Annotated in this window: 13 protein-coding genes; 3 read left to right on the forward strand and 10 right to left on the reverse strand. The window is 51.5% G+C overall.

The genetic code is table 11. From position 1 onward, the window contains the following. Positions 1-96: 96 nt before the first annotated feature. On the forward strand, positions 97-846 hold the full coding sequence (locus ESM_RS0110185; protein ID WP_001517423.1) for a 4'-phosphopantetheinyl transferase family protein: 750 nt from the start codon (positions 97-99) through the stop codon (positions 844-846). Positions 847-867: 21 nt separating this feature from the next. Further along, on the forward strand, positions 868-1,434 hold the full coding sequence (gene yieF / locus ESM_RS0110190; RefSeq protein WP_001291113.1) for a class I chromate reductase YieF: 567 nt from the start codon (positions 868-870) through the stop codon (positions 1,432-1,434). Between the two features lie 54 nt (positions 1,435-1,488). Here the strand turns inward: yieF and adeP are convergent, their stop codons facing one another. Continuing rightward, the gene (gene adeP, locus ESM_RS0110195) at positions 1,489-2,826 is read right to left on the reverse strand and encodes an adenine permease AdeP (RefSeq protein ID WP_010377951.1); all 1,338 of its coding nucleotides are present in this window, start codon (positions 2,824-2,826) and stop codon (positions 1,489-1,491) included. A 166-nt stretch (positions 2,827-2,992) separates the two neighbouring features. Here adeP and yieH point away from each other — a divergent pair, with 166 nt between their 5' ends. After that, a complete protein-coding gene (yieH, locus tag ESM_RS0110200) occupies positions 2,993-3,658 on the forward strand; it encodes a 6-phosphogluconate phosphatase (protein WP_000078042.1) in 666 nt (221 codons plus the stop codon). A gap of 93 nt (positions 3,659-3,751) precedes the next feature. Here the strand turns inward: yieH and phoU are convergent, their stop codons facing one another. The 9 genes from phoU to atpD form a co-directional block, all read right to left on the reverse strand. Next, positions 3,752-4,477 carry a phosphate signaling complex protein PhoU gene (gene phoU / locus ESM_RS0110205; RefSeq protein WP_000377803.1) on the reverse strand — a complete coding sequence of 242 codons (726 nt, stop codon included), beginning with the start codon at positions 4,475-4,477 and terminating at the stop codon, positions 3,752-3,754. A gap of 14 nt (positions 4,478-4,491) precedes the next feature. Beyond that, positions 4,492-5,265, reverse strand: a complete 774-nt coding sequence (gene pstB, locus ESM_RS0110210) for a phosphate ABC transporter ATP-binding protein PstB (RefSeq protein ID WP_000063126.1) — start codon at positions 5,263-5,265, stop codon at positions 4,492-4,494. A 90-nt stretch (positions 5,266-5,355) separates the two neighbouring features. Continuing rightward, complete coding sequence (gene pstA / locus ESM_RS0110215) at positions 5,356-6,246, reverse strand: phosphate ABC transporter permease PstA (RefSeq protein ID WP_001252002.1); 891 nt, start codon at positions 6,244-6,246, stop codon at positions 5,356-5,358. Beyond that, positions 6,246-7,205: a phosphate ABC transporter permease PstC gene (gene pstC, locus ESM_RS0110220; RefSeq protein ID WP_000741620.1), complete on the reverse strand. Its 960-nt coding sequence runs from the start codon at positions 7,203-7,205 to the stop codon at positions 6,246-6,248. The genes pstA and pstC overlap by 1 nt, the downstream gene beginning before the upstream one ends. 86 nt (positions 7,206-7,291) lie before the next feature. Then, positions 7,292-8,332: a phosphate ABC transporter substrate-binding protein PstS gene (gene pstS, locus ESM_RS0110225; RefSeq protein WP_000867170.1), complete on the reverse strand. Its 1,041-nt coding sequence runs from the start codon at positions 8,330-8,332 to the stop codon at positions 7,292-7,294. Positions 8,333-8,642: 310 nt separating this feature from the next. Further along, on the reverse strand, positions 8,643-10,472 hold the full coding sequence (glmS, locus tag ESM_RS0110230; RefSeq protein WP_000334041.1) for a glutamine--fructose-6-phosphate transaminase (isomerizing): 1,830 nt from the start codon (positions 10,470-10,472) through the stop codon (positions 8,643-8,645). A gap of 161 nt (positions 10,473-10,633) precedes the next feature. Then, the gene (glmU, locus tag ESM_RS0110235) at positions 10,634-12,004 is read right to left on the reverse strand and encodes a bifunctional UDP-N-acetylglucosamine diphosphorylase/glucosamine-1-phosphate N-acetyltransferase GlmU (protein WP_000933745.1); all 1,371 of its coding nucleotides are present in this window, start codon (positions 12,002-12,004) and stop codon (positions 10,634-10,636) included. Between the two features lie 376 nt (positions 12,005-12,380). Then, positions 12,381-12,800: a F0F1 ATP synthase subunit epsilon gene (locus tag ESM_RS0110245; protein ID WP_001251965.1), complete on the reverse strand. Its 420-nt coding sequence runs from the start codon at positions 12,798-12,800 to the stop codon at positions 12,381-12,383. 20 nt (positions 12,801-12,820) lie between these two features. After that, positions 12,821-14,203: a F0F1 ATP synthase subunit beta gene (atpD, locus tag ESM_RS0110250; RefSeq protein ID WP_000190506.1), complete on the reverse strand. Its 1,383-nt coding sequence runs from the start codon at positions 14,201-14,203 to the stop codon at positions 12,821-12,823. Positions 14,204-14,224: the final 21 nt, after the last annotated feature.

A 14,224-nucleotide genomic window follows, 5' to 3' on the forward strand; every position in this document is an offset into this window, starting at 1 on the left:
TATCCGAATCGAACTTTTCGCCGCTTTAGTCTGTCCATAGTTCCAGTAAATGATTACTCTTGTATTCATAATGGACCATTAAGCATGGAGCGAAAAATGGCGACTCACTTTGCCCGAGGAACGTTAACGGAAGGACATCTGATATCTGTTCGCCTACCCTCGCAGTGTCATCAAGAAACCCAAAATATTCCCCCTCATCGTCAAAGCCGTTTCCTGGCGTCCAGAGGTTTACTCGCAGAACTGATGTTCATGCTGTATGGCATTAGTGAATTGCCGGAAATCGTCACCCAGGCTAAAGGAAAGCCAGTTTTCCGCGATAAAAGTTTGCCATCATTTTCAATATCCTATGCCGGAAATATCGTCGGTGTGGCGTTAACAACCGAAGGCGAATGCGGCCTCGATATGGAACTCCAGCGCGCGACACGCGGGTTTCATAGCCCCCATGCACCCGATAACCCTATTTTTTCCAGCAATGAATCGTTATGGATCAGCAAACAGAACGATCCTAACGAAGCACGAGCGCAACTCATTACTTTGCGTCGAAGCGTGCTAAAACTTACCGGCGATGTACTGAATGACGACCCGCGCGATCTGCAATTGATGCCCATTGCGGGACGCCTGAAATGTGCCCATCTCAATCATGTAGAAGTATTATGCGACGCAGAGGACGTGCTGGTGTGGTCCGTGGCAGTCACTCCGGCAATTGAAAAGCTCAATGTCTGGGAGTTTGATGGCAAACAAGGCTGGAAAAGCCTGCCTGATATTCACAACCGTGCCAACAACCCCACCAGCCGGATGATGCGTTTTGCCCAGCTCTCTACCGTGAAGTCTTTTTCGCCAAATTAATAAACAACCACAGGAGTCATCATGTCTGAAAAATTGAAGGTGGTTACGTTATTGGGGAGCCTGCGTAAAGGTTCATTTAATGGCATGGTTGCACGTACGCTGCCGAAAATTGCCCCGGCGGCAATGGAAGTCAACGCGTTGCCTTCCATTGCCGATATTCCCCTGTATGACGCAGATGTTCAGCAGGAAGAAGGCTTTCCCGCGACAGTTGAAGCTCTGGCGGAACAGATCCGTCAGGCTGACGGTGTGGTGATTGTCACGCCGGAATATAACTACTCGGTGCCGGGTGGGCTGAAAAATGCCATCGACTGGCTATCTCGCCTGCCGGATCAACCGTTGGCCGGTAAACCGGTGCTGATTCAGACCAGTTCAATGGGTGTGATTGGCGGCGCACGTTGTCAGTATCACCTGCGCCAGATTCTGGTCTTCCTCGATGCGATGGTAATGAACAAACCTGAGTTTATGGGCGGCGTGATTCAGAACAAAGTCGATCCGCAAACCAGAGAGGTGATTGATCAGGGAACGCTGGATCACCTGGCCGGGCAGTTAACTGCGTTTGGCGAGTTTATTCAGCGGGTGAAAATCTAAATAAAAAACCCGCCAGCAATAACGCATGGCGGGTTTTTTAGCGTGCTATCGATTTTAATGAGCGTCAATAAACACAATTTTCAGGATAAACAGCAGTGCAACGATGACTACGCACGGGCTTAGATCACGCAGGCGTCCTGTGCCGATCTTCATCACGCAGTAGGAGATAAAGCCCAGCGCGATACCTTCGGTAATCGAGAAACTGAACGGCATCATCACAGCGGTAATAAACGCCGGAACGGATTCAGTCAGATCCTGCCATTTCACGCGTGCTAAACTGGAAGTCATCAGTACGCCAACGTAAATCAGCGCACCAGCAGCAGCATAGCCAGGCACCATTCCCGCCAGCGGCGACAAGAAGATAACCAGCAGGAACAGCAAACCAACAACCACTGCCGTCAGACCGGTACGACCGCCAACAGAAACACCAGAAGAAGATTCAATATACGCCGTGACAGAAGATGTACCGATAAACGAACCGGTAACAGAAGAGATACTGTCGACATACAGCGCCTGCTTCATGCGCGGGAATTTACCCTTTTCATCAGCCAGACCCGCCTTATCGGTCACGCCAATCAGGGTGCCGGAGGAGTCAAACAGGTTGACCAGCATGAAAGAGAAAATTACGCCTGCCAGGCCGAGGTTAAACGACCCGGCCAAATCCACGTGCCCCACCACCGTCATTACGCTCGGTGGCGCAGAGACGATGCCGTTGTAGTGCACATCACCCAGCATCCAGCCCAGAAGCGTCGTCACCACGATGGAAACCAGCACCGCCGCGTGAATGTTGCGCGAGGCCAGAATAGCAATGATGAAGAAGCCGAGGATACCCAGCAGTACGCTGTGAGATGTCAGGTTACCGATACTCACCAGCGTTTCCGGGTTAGCAACAATCACCCCCGCGTTTTTCAGCCCCATCATACCAATGAACAGACCGATACCGCTGGTAATGCCCACACGCAGACTTACTGGAATGTTGGCAATCATCCAGTAGCGAACGCGGAAAATAGTCAGCAGCAGCAGACCAATCGCGCCCCAGAAAATTGCGCCCATCCCGACTTGCCACGGCAAGCCCATCGCCTGCACCACTACAAAAGCGAAGAACGCGTTCAGGCCCATAGCGGGAGCCAGCGCGACTGGCAGGTTAGCAAACAGCCCCATCAGAATACTGCCGAACGCAGCAATCAGACAGGTGGTGACGAAGACGGCGCTGGTGTCCATGCCAGCTACGCCAAGAATTTGCGGGTTAACAAAAACGATGTAAACCATCGTCAGGAAAGTGGTAAAACCGGCGATCACTTCGGTCCGTGCCGTCGTGCCATGTTCGCGCAGTTTAAACACGCGTTCCAGCATCCCCTGGCCAGAAGCCTGGGTTGTGTGTTGTTGACTCATTATCTATTTCCGAACAAGGAGGGAAAATCCGTCGCTATCCTATACCAAAATGAGACAATATGGACGGCTGAAGATAACTTTTTTTAATTGTATTTGCTTATACGGCAACGATTGCGTCACTCAAATCTGCATGACGAAAACGTTAAACTAACGATAAAGGAAAGACATGTCCCAGATAGAAGCGGTATTTTTCGACTGCGACGGTACGCTGGTCGACAGCGAGGTTATTTGCTCTCGTGCCTATGTCACGATGTTCAAAGAGTTTGGCATTAACGTTGACCTTGAAGAGATTTTTACCCGCTTTAAAGGCGTAAAACTCTACGAAATCATCGACATCATTAGCAAAGAACAGGGCGTAGAAATAGTCCGTGCCGATGCCGAACACGTTTATCGTGCAGAGGTGGCGCGTCTGTTTGATAGCGAACTGGAGGTGATTGCGGGAGCAAACGCCTTACTGGAAAGCGTGAAAGTGCCGATGTGCGTCGTCTCTAACGGTCCGGTCAACAAAATGCAGCATTCACTCGGCAAGCTCAACATGCTGCACTATTTCCCGGAAAAACTGTTCAGCGGTTACGACATTCAGCGTTGGAAACCCGATCCGGCATTAATGTTCCACGCCGCAAAAGCAATGAATGTGAACGTTGAAAACTGCATTCTGGTCGATGACTCCAGCGCAGGAGCACAGTCAGGAATCGATGCCGGTATGGAAGTGTTTTACTTCTGCGCTGACCCGCACAATAAGCCGATCGTTCATCCGAAAGTCACTACCTTTACCCATCTTTCGCAGTTGCCGGAACTGTGGAAGGCGCGTGGCTGGGATATTACACGGTAAATAAAGAAACCCGGTGATATGTTCACCGGGCAGATTACATATTCACATTTTGCCGGATGCGGCGTAAACGCCTTATCCGTCCTACAGTTAGCGTTACTTTTTCGGTTCTTTTTCTGCCAGCAGTTTATCCAGCTCATCACCGCCTACGTGGCGGAAATCTTGCCCCTTCACGTAGTAGAAGATGTATTCGCAGATATTCTGGCAGCGGTCACCAATACGTTCGATGGAGCGTGCACAGAACAGCGCGGTAAGTACGCTCGGAATGGTGCGCGAATCTTCCATCATGTAGGTCATCAGTTGACGAACAATACCTTCGTACTCCTGATCAACTTTTTTATCTTCACGATAGATTCGCACGGCTTCGTCAATGTCCATGCGCGCGAACGCGTCCAGCACGTCGTGCAGCATTTGGATGGTGTGACGCCCCAGCGACTCCAGACTGACTAACAATGGCTGATGCTGCTGGGAGAATTTCTCCAGCGCAGTACGGCAGATTTTGTCCGCCACATCACCAATACGCTCCAGCTCAGCGATAGTTTTACTGATCACCATCACCAGACGCAGGTCGCTCGCCGTCGGCTGACGTTTGGCAATAATGCGCACGCAGGCTTCATCGATCGCCACTTCCATCATGTTGACGTTTTTGTCGCCTTCGATCACGCGCTTCGCCAGATCGCTGTCCTGGTTGTGCATCGCAGTGATGGCATCGGTAAGCTGTTGCTCCACCATCCCGCCCATGGTCATCACCTGCGTGCGGATGCTTTCCAGTTCGGCGTTGAACTGGCCGGAAATATGTTTATTAAGATTGAGACTGTCCATAACGCACTCCTGAATCAACCGTAACGGCCGGTGATGTAGTCTTCTGTTTGTTTCTTCGCTGGCTTGGTGAACAGATCGTCCGTGTTGCTGAACTCAATCAATTCGCCCAGGTACATAAACGCCGTGTGGTCAGAACAACGCGCAGCCTGCTGCATGTTGTGAGTTACGATCACTACGGTGTAATCCTGCTTCAATTCGGTGATCAGCTCTTCAATACGCCCGGTGGAGATAGGGTCGAGTGCCGAACACGGTTCATCGAGCAACAACACTTCCGGGCGAATAGCGATACCACGCGCAATGCACAGACGTTGTTGCTGACCACCAGAGAGAGAGTAACCACTCTGGTGTAATTTATCTTTGGTTTCGTTCCACAATGCGGCCTTGGTCAATGCCCACTGTACACGCTCGTCCATGTCGGCACGGGAGAGTTTCTCAAACAGACGGACACCAAAGGCAATGTTGTCGTAAATGGACATCGGGAACGGCGTCGGTTTCTGGAACACCATGCCCACTTTCGCACGCAGCAGGGCGATATCCTGAGTGTTGGTCAGGATGTTGTCGCCATCAAGCAGAATTTCACCTTCCGCACGCTGCTCCGGATACAGTTCAAACATTTTGTTGAAGGTACGCAGCAGCGTCGATTTACCGCAGCCAGACGGCCCGATAAACGCCGTAACCTGGTTTTTAGCGATATCCAGGTTGATGTTTTTCAGGGCATGGAATTTGCCGTAGTAGAAGTTCAAATTACGAACCTGAATTTTACTCGGGGCAGTTTCAACCATACTCATTGCAATCTTTTCCTCATCGTGCCTGATGCACTTCGCTAATCAGGCTTACCGTAGGCCGGATAAGGCGTTCACGCCGCATCCGGCAAAGTGTTAACCGTGTTTATTCTTGGCAAAAACAACGCGCGCCAGAATGTTCAGCAGCAGTACGCACAGGGTAATGATCAACACACCAGCCCAGGCCAGTTGCTGCCATTCCGCAAACGGGCTCATCGCGAACTTAAAGATCGTTACCGGCAGGTTAGCGATCGGCTGCATCATGTCCGTGCTCCAGAACTGGTTGGAGAGCGCGGTAAACAGCAGCGGCGCGGTTTCACCCGCAATACGAGCAATCGCCAGCAGAATACCGGTCATAATCCCGGAGACCGACGCTTTCAGAGTAATCGCGGAGATCATCTTCCACTTCGGCGTCCCCAGCGCATAAGCCGCTTCACGCAGGCTGTCCGGCACCAGTTTCAGCATGTTCTCGGTGGTGCGGATAACAATCGGCACCTGCAACAGTGCCAGGGCAATCACACCAGCCCAACCGGAGAAGTGCTCCATCTGAGCCACCACGATGGTATAAACAAACAGACCAACAACAATCGACGGCGCGGAGAGCAGAATGTCGTTAATGAAGCGAATAACTTCAGCCAGCCAGGATTTACGTCCATATTCCGCCAGATAAATCCCCGCCATAATCCCCAGCGGCGTACCGAATACCGTGGCCCACAAAATTAACAGGCCGCTACCCGCCAGGGCGTTCGCCAGGCCACCACCTTCTGTATTTGGCGGCGGCGTCATTTCGGTGAACAGCGCCAGAGACATACCGTCGATACCGCGGGTGATGGTGGACATTAAAATCCAGATCAGCCAGAACAGACCGAAAGCCATCGTCGCCATTGAGAGCGTCAGCGCAATACGGTTTTTGAGGCGGCGACGCGCCTGCATTTTGCGGCGGGATTCTGCCAGCGCCGCGGTAGTTTGTGTTTCAACCATAGCCATTAGCGTGCCCCCTCATTCTTAGCCAGGCGCATAATCATAAACTTCGATGCGGCCAGGACGATGAAGGTAATCACAAACAGGATCAGGCCGAGTTCCATCAGTGCAGCCACGTGCAGACCGGATTCTGCTTCCGCAAATTCGTTCGCCAACGCGGAAGTAATACTGTTACCTGGCATATACAGCGAGGCGCTGTCGAGCTGGTAGGTGTTACCGATGATAAAGGTCACCGCCATCGTTTCACCGAGCGCGCGCCCCAGACCCAGCATAATGCCGCCGATCACACCATTTTTGGTGAACGGAAGAACGATACGCCAGATAACTTCCCAGGTGGTGCAGCCGATACCGTAGGCTGACTCTTTCATCATCACCGGGGTTTGTTCGAAGACATCGCGCATTACCGCCGCAATGTACGGAATAATCATAATGGCGAGGATCACGCCCGCCGCGAGGATACCGATACCAAATGCCGGGCCGGAGAACAGCGCGCCAACAATCGGGATATTCGACATGATATTGCCGACTGGTTCCTGGAAGTAGACGGCAAACAGCGGTGCAAAAATAAACAGCCCCCACATGCCGTAAACGATACTTGGAATGGCTGCCAGCAGTTCAATGGCGATACCCAGCGGGCGCTTCAGCCAGCCTGGCGCAAGCTCTGTCAGGAACAGGGCAATCCCGAAACTCACCGGGACGGCGATCAGCAGCGCGATAAACGAAGTCACCAGCGTACCGTAGATCGGCACCAGCGCCCCGTAAATATCGTTCGGCGCATCCCACTCTTTGGTCCACAGGAAAGCCAGACCAAATTTCTGAATGCTCGGCCAGGAGGAGATGATCAGAGAGACAATAATGCCACCCAACATCAATAGCACAATCAGCGCCGCCAGTTTTACCAGCACGCTGAAAATTATGTCGCCCTTTTTACCCGGTGGGTTAAAAGCAGGCTTGGTTGCAGCCATAAGTTACTCTTCAGTTAAACGCGTTTACAAAGTCATTTTGTAATGCCGGATACGGTGTAAAACGCCTTATCCGGCCTGGAGTTTTATTAGTACAGTGGCTTACCGCTACTGTCTTTAATATTGGTCTTCCACGCAGCGCGAACCTGTTCAACTACGCTATCCGGCAGGCTGGCGTAATCCAGGTCGTTGGCCTGTTTAGCTCCGGTTTTGTATGCCCAGTCGAAGAACTTCAGCACTTCTGCACCTTGCTCTGGTTTCTTCTGATCTTTGTGAACCAGAATGAACGTGGTAGAGGTGATCGGCCACGCATCTTCGCCTTTCTGGTTGGTCAGATCCTGAGCGAATGTTTTGCTCCAGTCTGCGCCTTTTGCCGCATTTGCGAAGTTCTCTTCGGTCGGCGCAACAGGTTTACCATCAGCGGAGATCAGTTTGGTGTAGGCGAGGTTGTTTTGCTTCGCGTAAGCATATTCAACGTAGCCAATTGCCCCTGGCAGACGCTGAACAAATGCGGCAATACCGTCGTTACCTTTACCACCCAGACCGATCGGCCATTTTACGGTAGAGCCAGTACCAACGCTGTTTTTCCACTCTTCATTTACTTTCGCCAGGTAGCTGGTGAAAACGAAAGAAGTCCCGGAGCCATCTGCGCGGCGCACCACGGCGATGTTCTGTGAAGGCAGTTTCAGACCCGGATTCAGTTTGACGATCGCTTCGTCATCCCACTTTTTAATTTTGCCCAGGTAGATGTCACCGAGGGTTTTACCATCCAGCACCAGTTCGCCAGATTTAAGACCCGGCAGGTTAACTGCCAGCACGACGCCGCCAATCACGGTCGGAAATTGGAACAGTCCTTCCTGAGCCAGTTTTTCGTCAGACAGCGGTGCGTCAGAAGCACCGAAATCAACGGTGTTAGCGATAATCTGTTTTACGCCACCAGAAGAACCAATCCCCTGGTAGTTAACTTTATTACCGGTTTCTTTCTGGTAAGTGTCAGCCCATTTGGCATACACCGGCGCAGGGAAGGTTGCACCTGCACCTGTCAGGCTTGCTTCTGCAAACACAGAGAAAGCACTCATCGATAAGGTCGCGGCGACAACAGTTGCGACGGTGGTACGCATAACTTTCATAATGTCTCCTGGGAGGATTCATAAAGCATTGTTTGTTGGCTACAAGAAGCAAAATAGGACAAACAGGTGACAGTTATATGTAAGGTTTATGACAGTTTTATGACAGAGAAAGAAAGTCTTCACTCTTATTTAAATAACCATTTAAATTCAGTATGTTACAAATATTAATAAAGAAGAGATAACAGAAAATTTTCACTCTGTGACAGTGAAAAAATAGCCGAAGATGACGATTTGTCACATGACGTGGGCTGGATGTTTGATTAAAAACATAACAGGAAAAAATGCCCTGCGAAAGCAGGGCATCTGTGTATTACTCAACCGTAACCGATTTTGCCAGGTTACGCGGCTGGTCAACGTCGGTGCCTTTGATCAGCGCGACGTGGTACGCCAATAGTTGCAGCGGAACGGTATAGAAGATCGGAGCAATCACTTCTTCCACATGCGGCATCTCGATGATGTGCATGTTATCGCTGCTCACAAATCCTGCATCCTGATCGGCAAAGACGTACAACTGACCGCCACGCGCACGAACTTCTTCGATGTTGGATTTTAGTTTTTCCAGCAGTTCGTTGTTCGGTGCAACGACGATAACCGGCATATCAGCGTCAATCAGCGCCAGCGGGCCGTGTTTCAGTTCGCCCGCAGCATAGGCTTCGGCGTGAATGTAGGAGATCTCTTTCAGCTTCAATGCGCCTTCCAGCGCGATGGGGTACTGATCGCCACGGCCCAGGAACAACGCGTGGTGTTTATCAGAAAAATCTTCCGCCAGAGCTTCAATACGTTTGTCCTGAGACAGCATCTGCTCGATACGGCTCGGCAGCGCCTGCAGACCATGCACGATGTCATGTTCAATGGAGGCATCCAGGCCTTTCAGGCGGGACAGTTTTGCCACCAGCATCAACAGCACAGTTAACTGAGTGGTGAATGCTTTGGTGGACGCCACGCCAATTTCAGTACCTGCGTTGGTCATCAGCGCCAAATCGGATTCACGAACCAGAGAAGAGCCTGCAACGTTACAGATCGCCAGCGAGCCGAGATATCCCAGCTCTTTCGACAGGCGCAGGCCAGCCAGTGTATCCGCGGTTTCTCCCGACTGCGACAGGGTGATCATCAGACTGTTACGGCGAACAGCAGATTTGCGATAGCGGAATTCAGAGGCGATTTCGACGTCGCACGGAATACCAGCCAGCGATTCAAACCAGTAACGGGAAACCATACCTGAATTGTACGAAGTACCACAGGCGAGGATCTGAATATGCTCAACCTTCGACAGCAGTTCATCTGCGTTCGGCCCCAGTTCACTTAGATCCACCTGACCGTGGCTGATACGCCCGGCAAGAGTGTTTTTGATCGCGTTCGGCTGTTCGTAGATCTCTTTCTGCATGTAATGACGGTAAATGCCTTTATCGCCCGCATCATATTGCAGATTGGATTCGATATCCTGGCGTTTAACTTCCGCGCCAGATTTATCGAAGATGTTTACTGAACGGCGAGTGATTTCCGCAATATCACCCTCTTCAAGGAAGATAAAGCGACGGGTCACCGGCAGCAGTGCCAGTTGGTCAGAAGCGATAAAGTTTTCGCCCATGCCAAGGCCGATAACCAGCGGACTACCGGAACGAGCCGCCAGCAGGGTATCCGGGTGACGGGTATCCATAATTACCGTACCGTAAGCGCCACGCAGTTGCGGGATAGCACGCAGAACAGCTTCACGCAGGGTGCCGCCCTGTTTCAGTTCCCAGTTAACCAAATGCGCAATCACTTCGGTGTCGGTTTCAGAAACGAAGGTATAGCCACGCGCTTTTAACTCTTCACGCAGTGGTTCATGGTTTTCGATGATGCCGTTATGCACCACCACAATGTGTTCAGAAACATGCGGATGCGCATTCACTTCTGAAGGTTCACCGTGGGTCGCCCAACGGGTATGAGCAATACCCGTTCCGCCATGCAGAGGATGTTCTTCCGCTGCCTGGGCCAGCATTTGCACTTTACCGAGACGACGCAGACGGGTCATATTACCGTCCGCATCGACTACTGCCAGGCCAGCAGAGTCATAACCGCGGTATTCCAGACGACGTAAACCTTCAAGAAGGATTTCAGCTACATCACGTTGCGCGATCGCGCCAACAATTCCACACATAGTTTTTAATTCCGATTGATATCGTTGTCGGTCAACCTGTATGCCCGTTTTTCCGGGCGCCCCGAGCCTTGTAGAGAGTGGGGTTATTTTTATTGTTACTGCTTGCAGGCGGGAGATTATGTTATCTCCTCATCCCAGGAGGCCGGATTACCCGGCCAGAATTACTTTTTCTTTACTGGACGACGCCAACCTTCTTTTTGCGACTGCGGCACGCGGCTAATTGCCAGAGCGTTTTCGCCAACATTGCGCGTTACGGTAGTACCCGCAGCAATAGTCGCGCCTTTACCAACCGTTACCGGTGCAACAAGTTGGGTGTCAGAGCCGACAAACACATCGTCGCCAATAATGGTTTTAAATTTATTCGCACCATCATAGTTGCAGGTAATGGTTCCTGCACCGATGTTAACGTTATCACCGATTTCCGCATCGCCCAGATAAGTCAGATGACCGGCTTTTGAACCTTTACCCAGACGCGCTTTTTTCATCTCAACAAAGTTACCGACGTGTGCGCCTTCAAGCAGCTCTGCCCCCGGGCGCAGACGGGCAAACGGGCCAATGGTACAGGCCGCTGCCAGATTCGCGTCTTCCACCACTGTATATGGGCTGATTTCGCAATCATCACCAATCACGCTGTTTTTAATCACGCAACCAGTGCCAATTTTCACGCGATTGCCGAGAGTAACATTACCCTCGATGATAACGTTAGTATCAATTTCAACATCACGCCCGTGAGTAAGCGTTCCGCGCAGATCAAAACGGGCCGGATCGCGTAGCATAACCCCTGCCAACAGCAGTTTTTCAGCCTGTTCGGACTGATAAACGCGCTCCAGACGGGAGAGTTGCAGGCGGTTATTCACGCCTTCAACTTCGCTTAAGCGTTGCGGATGTACAGCGACGATTTCACGCCCTTCCTGATACGCCAGCGCAATAATATCGGTGATGTAGTATTCGCCCTGAGCGTTATTGTTAGTCAGCTTCGCCAGCCAGCGTTTCATATCTGCGCCGTTGGCGATCAGAATGCCGGTGTTGATTTCCTGAATCTGACGCTGCTCATCGGTGGCATCTTTATGTTCAACAATGCCAGTAACTTTGCCGTTTTCACGGGTGATACGACCATAACCGGTCGGGTCATCCAGTTTCACCGTCAACAGGCCAATGCCGCCCTGCGGTTTAGCATCACGCAGACGCTGGAGTGTTTCGACAGAGATCAGCGGTACGTCGCCGTAAAGCATTAAAATGTCTTCATCATCGGCAAAGAAAGGCGCAGCCTGCTGCATCGCATGACCAGTACCCAGTTGCTCTGCCTGAAGTACCCAGTTCAGGTTGTCATCTTTCAGCGCCTGTTTAAGCAGATCGCCACCGTGACCATACACCAGATGAACGTGTGCTGCGCCTAATTCATTCGCAGCATCAATGACATGCTGAACCATCGCTTTCCCGGCAAGGGTATGCAGCACTTTCGGAAGATCGGAATACATGCGAGTGCCTTTGCCCGCGGCAAGGATCACTACGCTCATAGCATTATTCAACATACGCGTCCTGACTGTAATTTGAGAACGAATTTAAACCGCTTCACCTTGAAAAAACTACATTTTTTTCATCGTGAAATGGACAGAGGATAAATTGTTCAATAACGGATTATCCTCGCTGGCGAAAGCACCATTTTCGACCATCGTCACGCCTTTTGTCTGCATAAAAGTAAGGCATCACCTTCATTTAAGCGTCAGCCTGATGTTTTTGCTCTTATTTCGATCAATGAATAAACAAGAAAACCAACGAAGGATTTCGCTGAGTTATAAAGACGGTTTAATTGCGGGATATAAAAACATAGCAGAACAAATCTCGCGGCGACGCGCGAAAAAAAGCCAGCCTGTTTCCAGACTGGCTTTTGTGCTTTTCAAGCCGGTGTTACATCGCTTTTTTAGTCAACTCGATAACGCGCAACTGCGCGATCGCTTTGGCCAGTTCCGCAGACGCCTGAGCGTAATCTACGTCGCCGTGAGAGCTGCTAATGTGCTCTTCAGCCTTACGTTTCGCTTCCATGGCTCGCGCTTCGTCGAGATCCTGGCCGCGAATTGCGGTGTCGGCCAGAACGGTCACGTTGCCAGGCTGCACTTCAAGAATGCCGCCAGACAGATAGATAAACTCTTCGTGACCGTGCTGTTTCACGATGCGAATCATACCAGGCTTAATGGCGGTGAGCAGCGGTGCGTGGCCCGGGTAAATTCCCAGTTCACCTTCGCTACCCGTTACCTGGATTTTCTCGACCAGACCAGAGAACATTTGTTGCTCTGCGCTGACGACGTCCAGGTGGTAAGTCATTGCCATATCACCCTCCGATTAAGGCGTTAAAGTTTTTTGGCTTTTTCCACAGCTTCTTCGATGGAACCGACCATGTAGAACGCCTGCTCCGGCAGGTGATCGTATTCGCCTTCCATGATGCCTTTAAAGCCACGGATGGTGTCTTTCAGGGAGACGTATTTACCCGGAGAACCGGTGAATACTTCTGCCACGAAGAACGGCTGGGACAGGAAGCGCTGGATCTTACGAGCGCGCGCTACCACCAGTTTATCTTCTTCAGACAGTTCATCCATACCCAGGATGGCGATGATGTCTTTCAGTTCCTGATAACGTTGCAGGATGGACTGTACGCCACGCGCGGTGTCGTAGTGTTCCTGACCAACTACCAGCGGGTCCAACTGACGGCTGGTGGAGTCCAGCGGGTCAACGGCCGGGTAGATACCCAGAGACGCGATCTGACGGCTCAGTACCACGGTTGCGTCAAGGTGCGCAAAGGTGGTGGCCGGTGATGGGTCAGTCAAGTCATCCGCAGGTACGTATACCGCCTGAACGGAGGTGATAGAACCTGTTTTGGTGGAGGTGATACGTTCCTGCAGAACACCCATCTCTTCCGCCAGGGTCGGCTGATAACCTACCGCTGAAGGCATACGGCCAAGCAGTGCGGATACTTCCGTACCGGCCAGGGTGTAACGATAGATGTTGTCAACGAACAGCAGAACGTCACGACCTTCGTCACGGAATTTCTCCGCCATGGTCAGGCCGGTCAGTGCAACGCGCAGACGGTTTCCCGGCGGCTCGTTCATCTGGCCATACACCAGGGATACTTTATCGATAACGTTGGAGTCGGTCATTTCGTGGTAGAAGTCGTTACCCTCACGAGTACGTTCACCTACGCCCGCAAACACAGAGTAACCGGAGTGCTCGATCGCGATGTTACGAATAAGCTCCATCATGTTTACGGTTTTACCAACACCCGCACCACCGAACAGACCAACTTTACCGCCCTTCGCGAACGGACACATCAGGTCGATAACTTTGATACCGGTTTCCAGCAGTTCCTGAGAGTTTGACAGCTCTTCGTAGGAAGGTGCTGCGCGGTGAATCGCCCAACGCTCTTCTTCACCGATCTCGCCTTTCATGTCGACCGGTTCGCCCAGTACGTTCATGATACGGCCCAGAGTCGCTTTACCTACCGGGACTTCGATCGGGTGTTCGAGGTCTTTTACATCCAGACCGCGACGCAGACCGTCGGAGGAACCCATTGCGATGGTACGCACGATACCGCCGCCGAGCTGCTGCTGAACTTCCAGCACCAGACGCTCATTACCATTTTGCACCTCAAGAGCATCGTACACGCGCGGTACGGCATCCTGAGGGAATTCGACGTCAACTACGGCGCCGATTACCTGGACAATCTTTCCAGTAGCCATCTTAAATCCTCTACGAAATAA

It is taken from the genome of Escherichia sp. TW09308 (genome assembly GCF_000208565.1).
Classification (GTDB): Bacteria; Pseudomonadota; Gammaproteobacteria; order Enterobacterales; family Enterobacteriaceae; genus Escherichia; species Escherichia marmotae.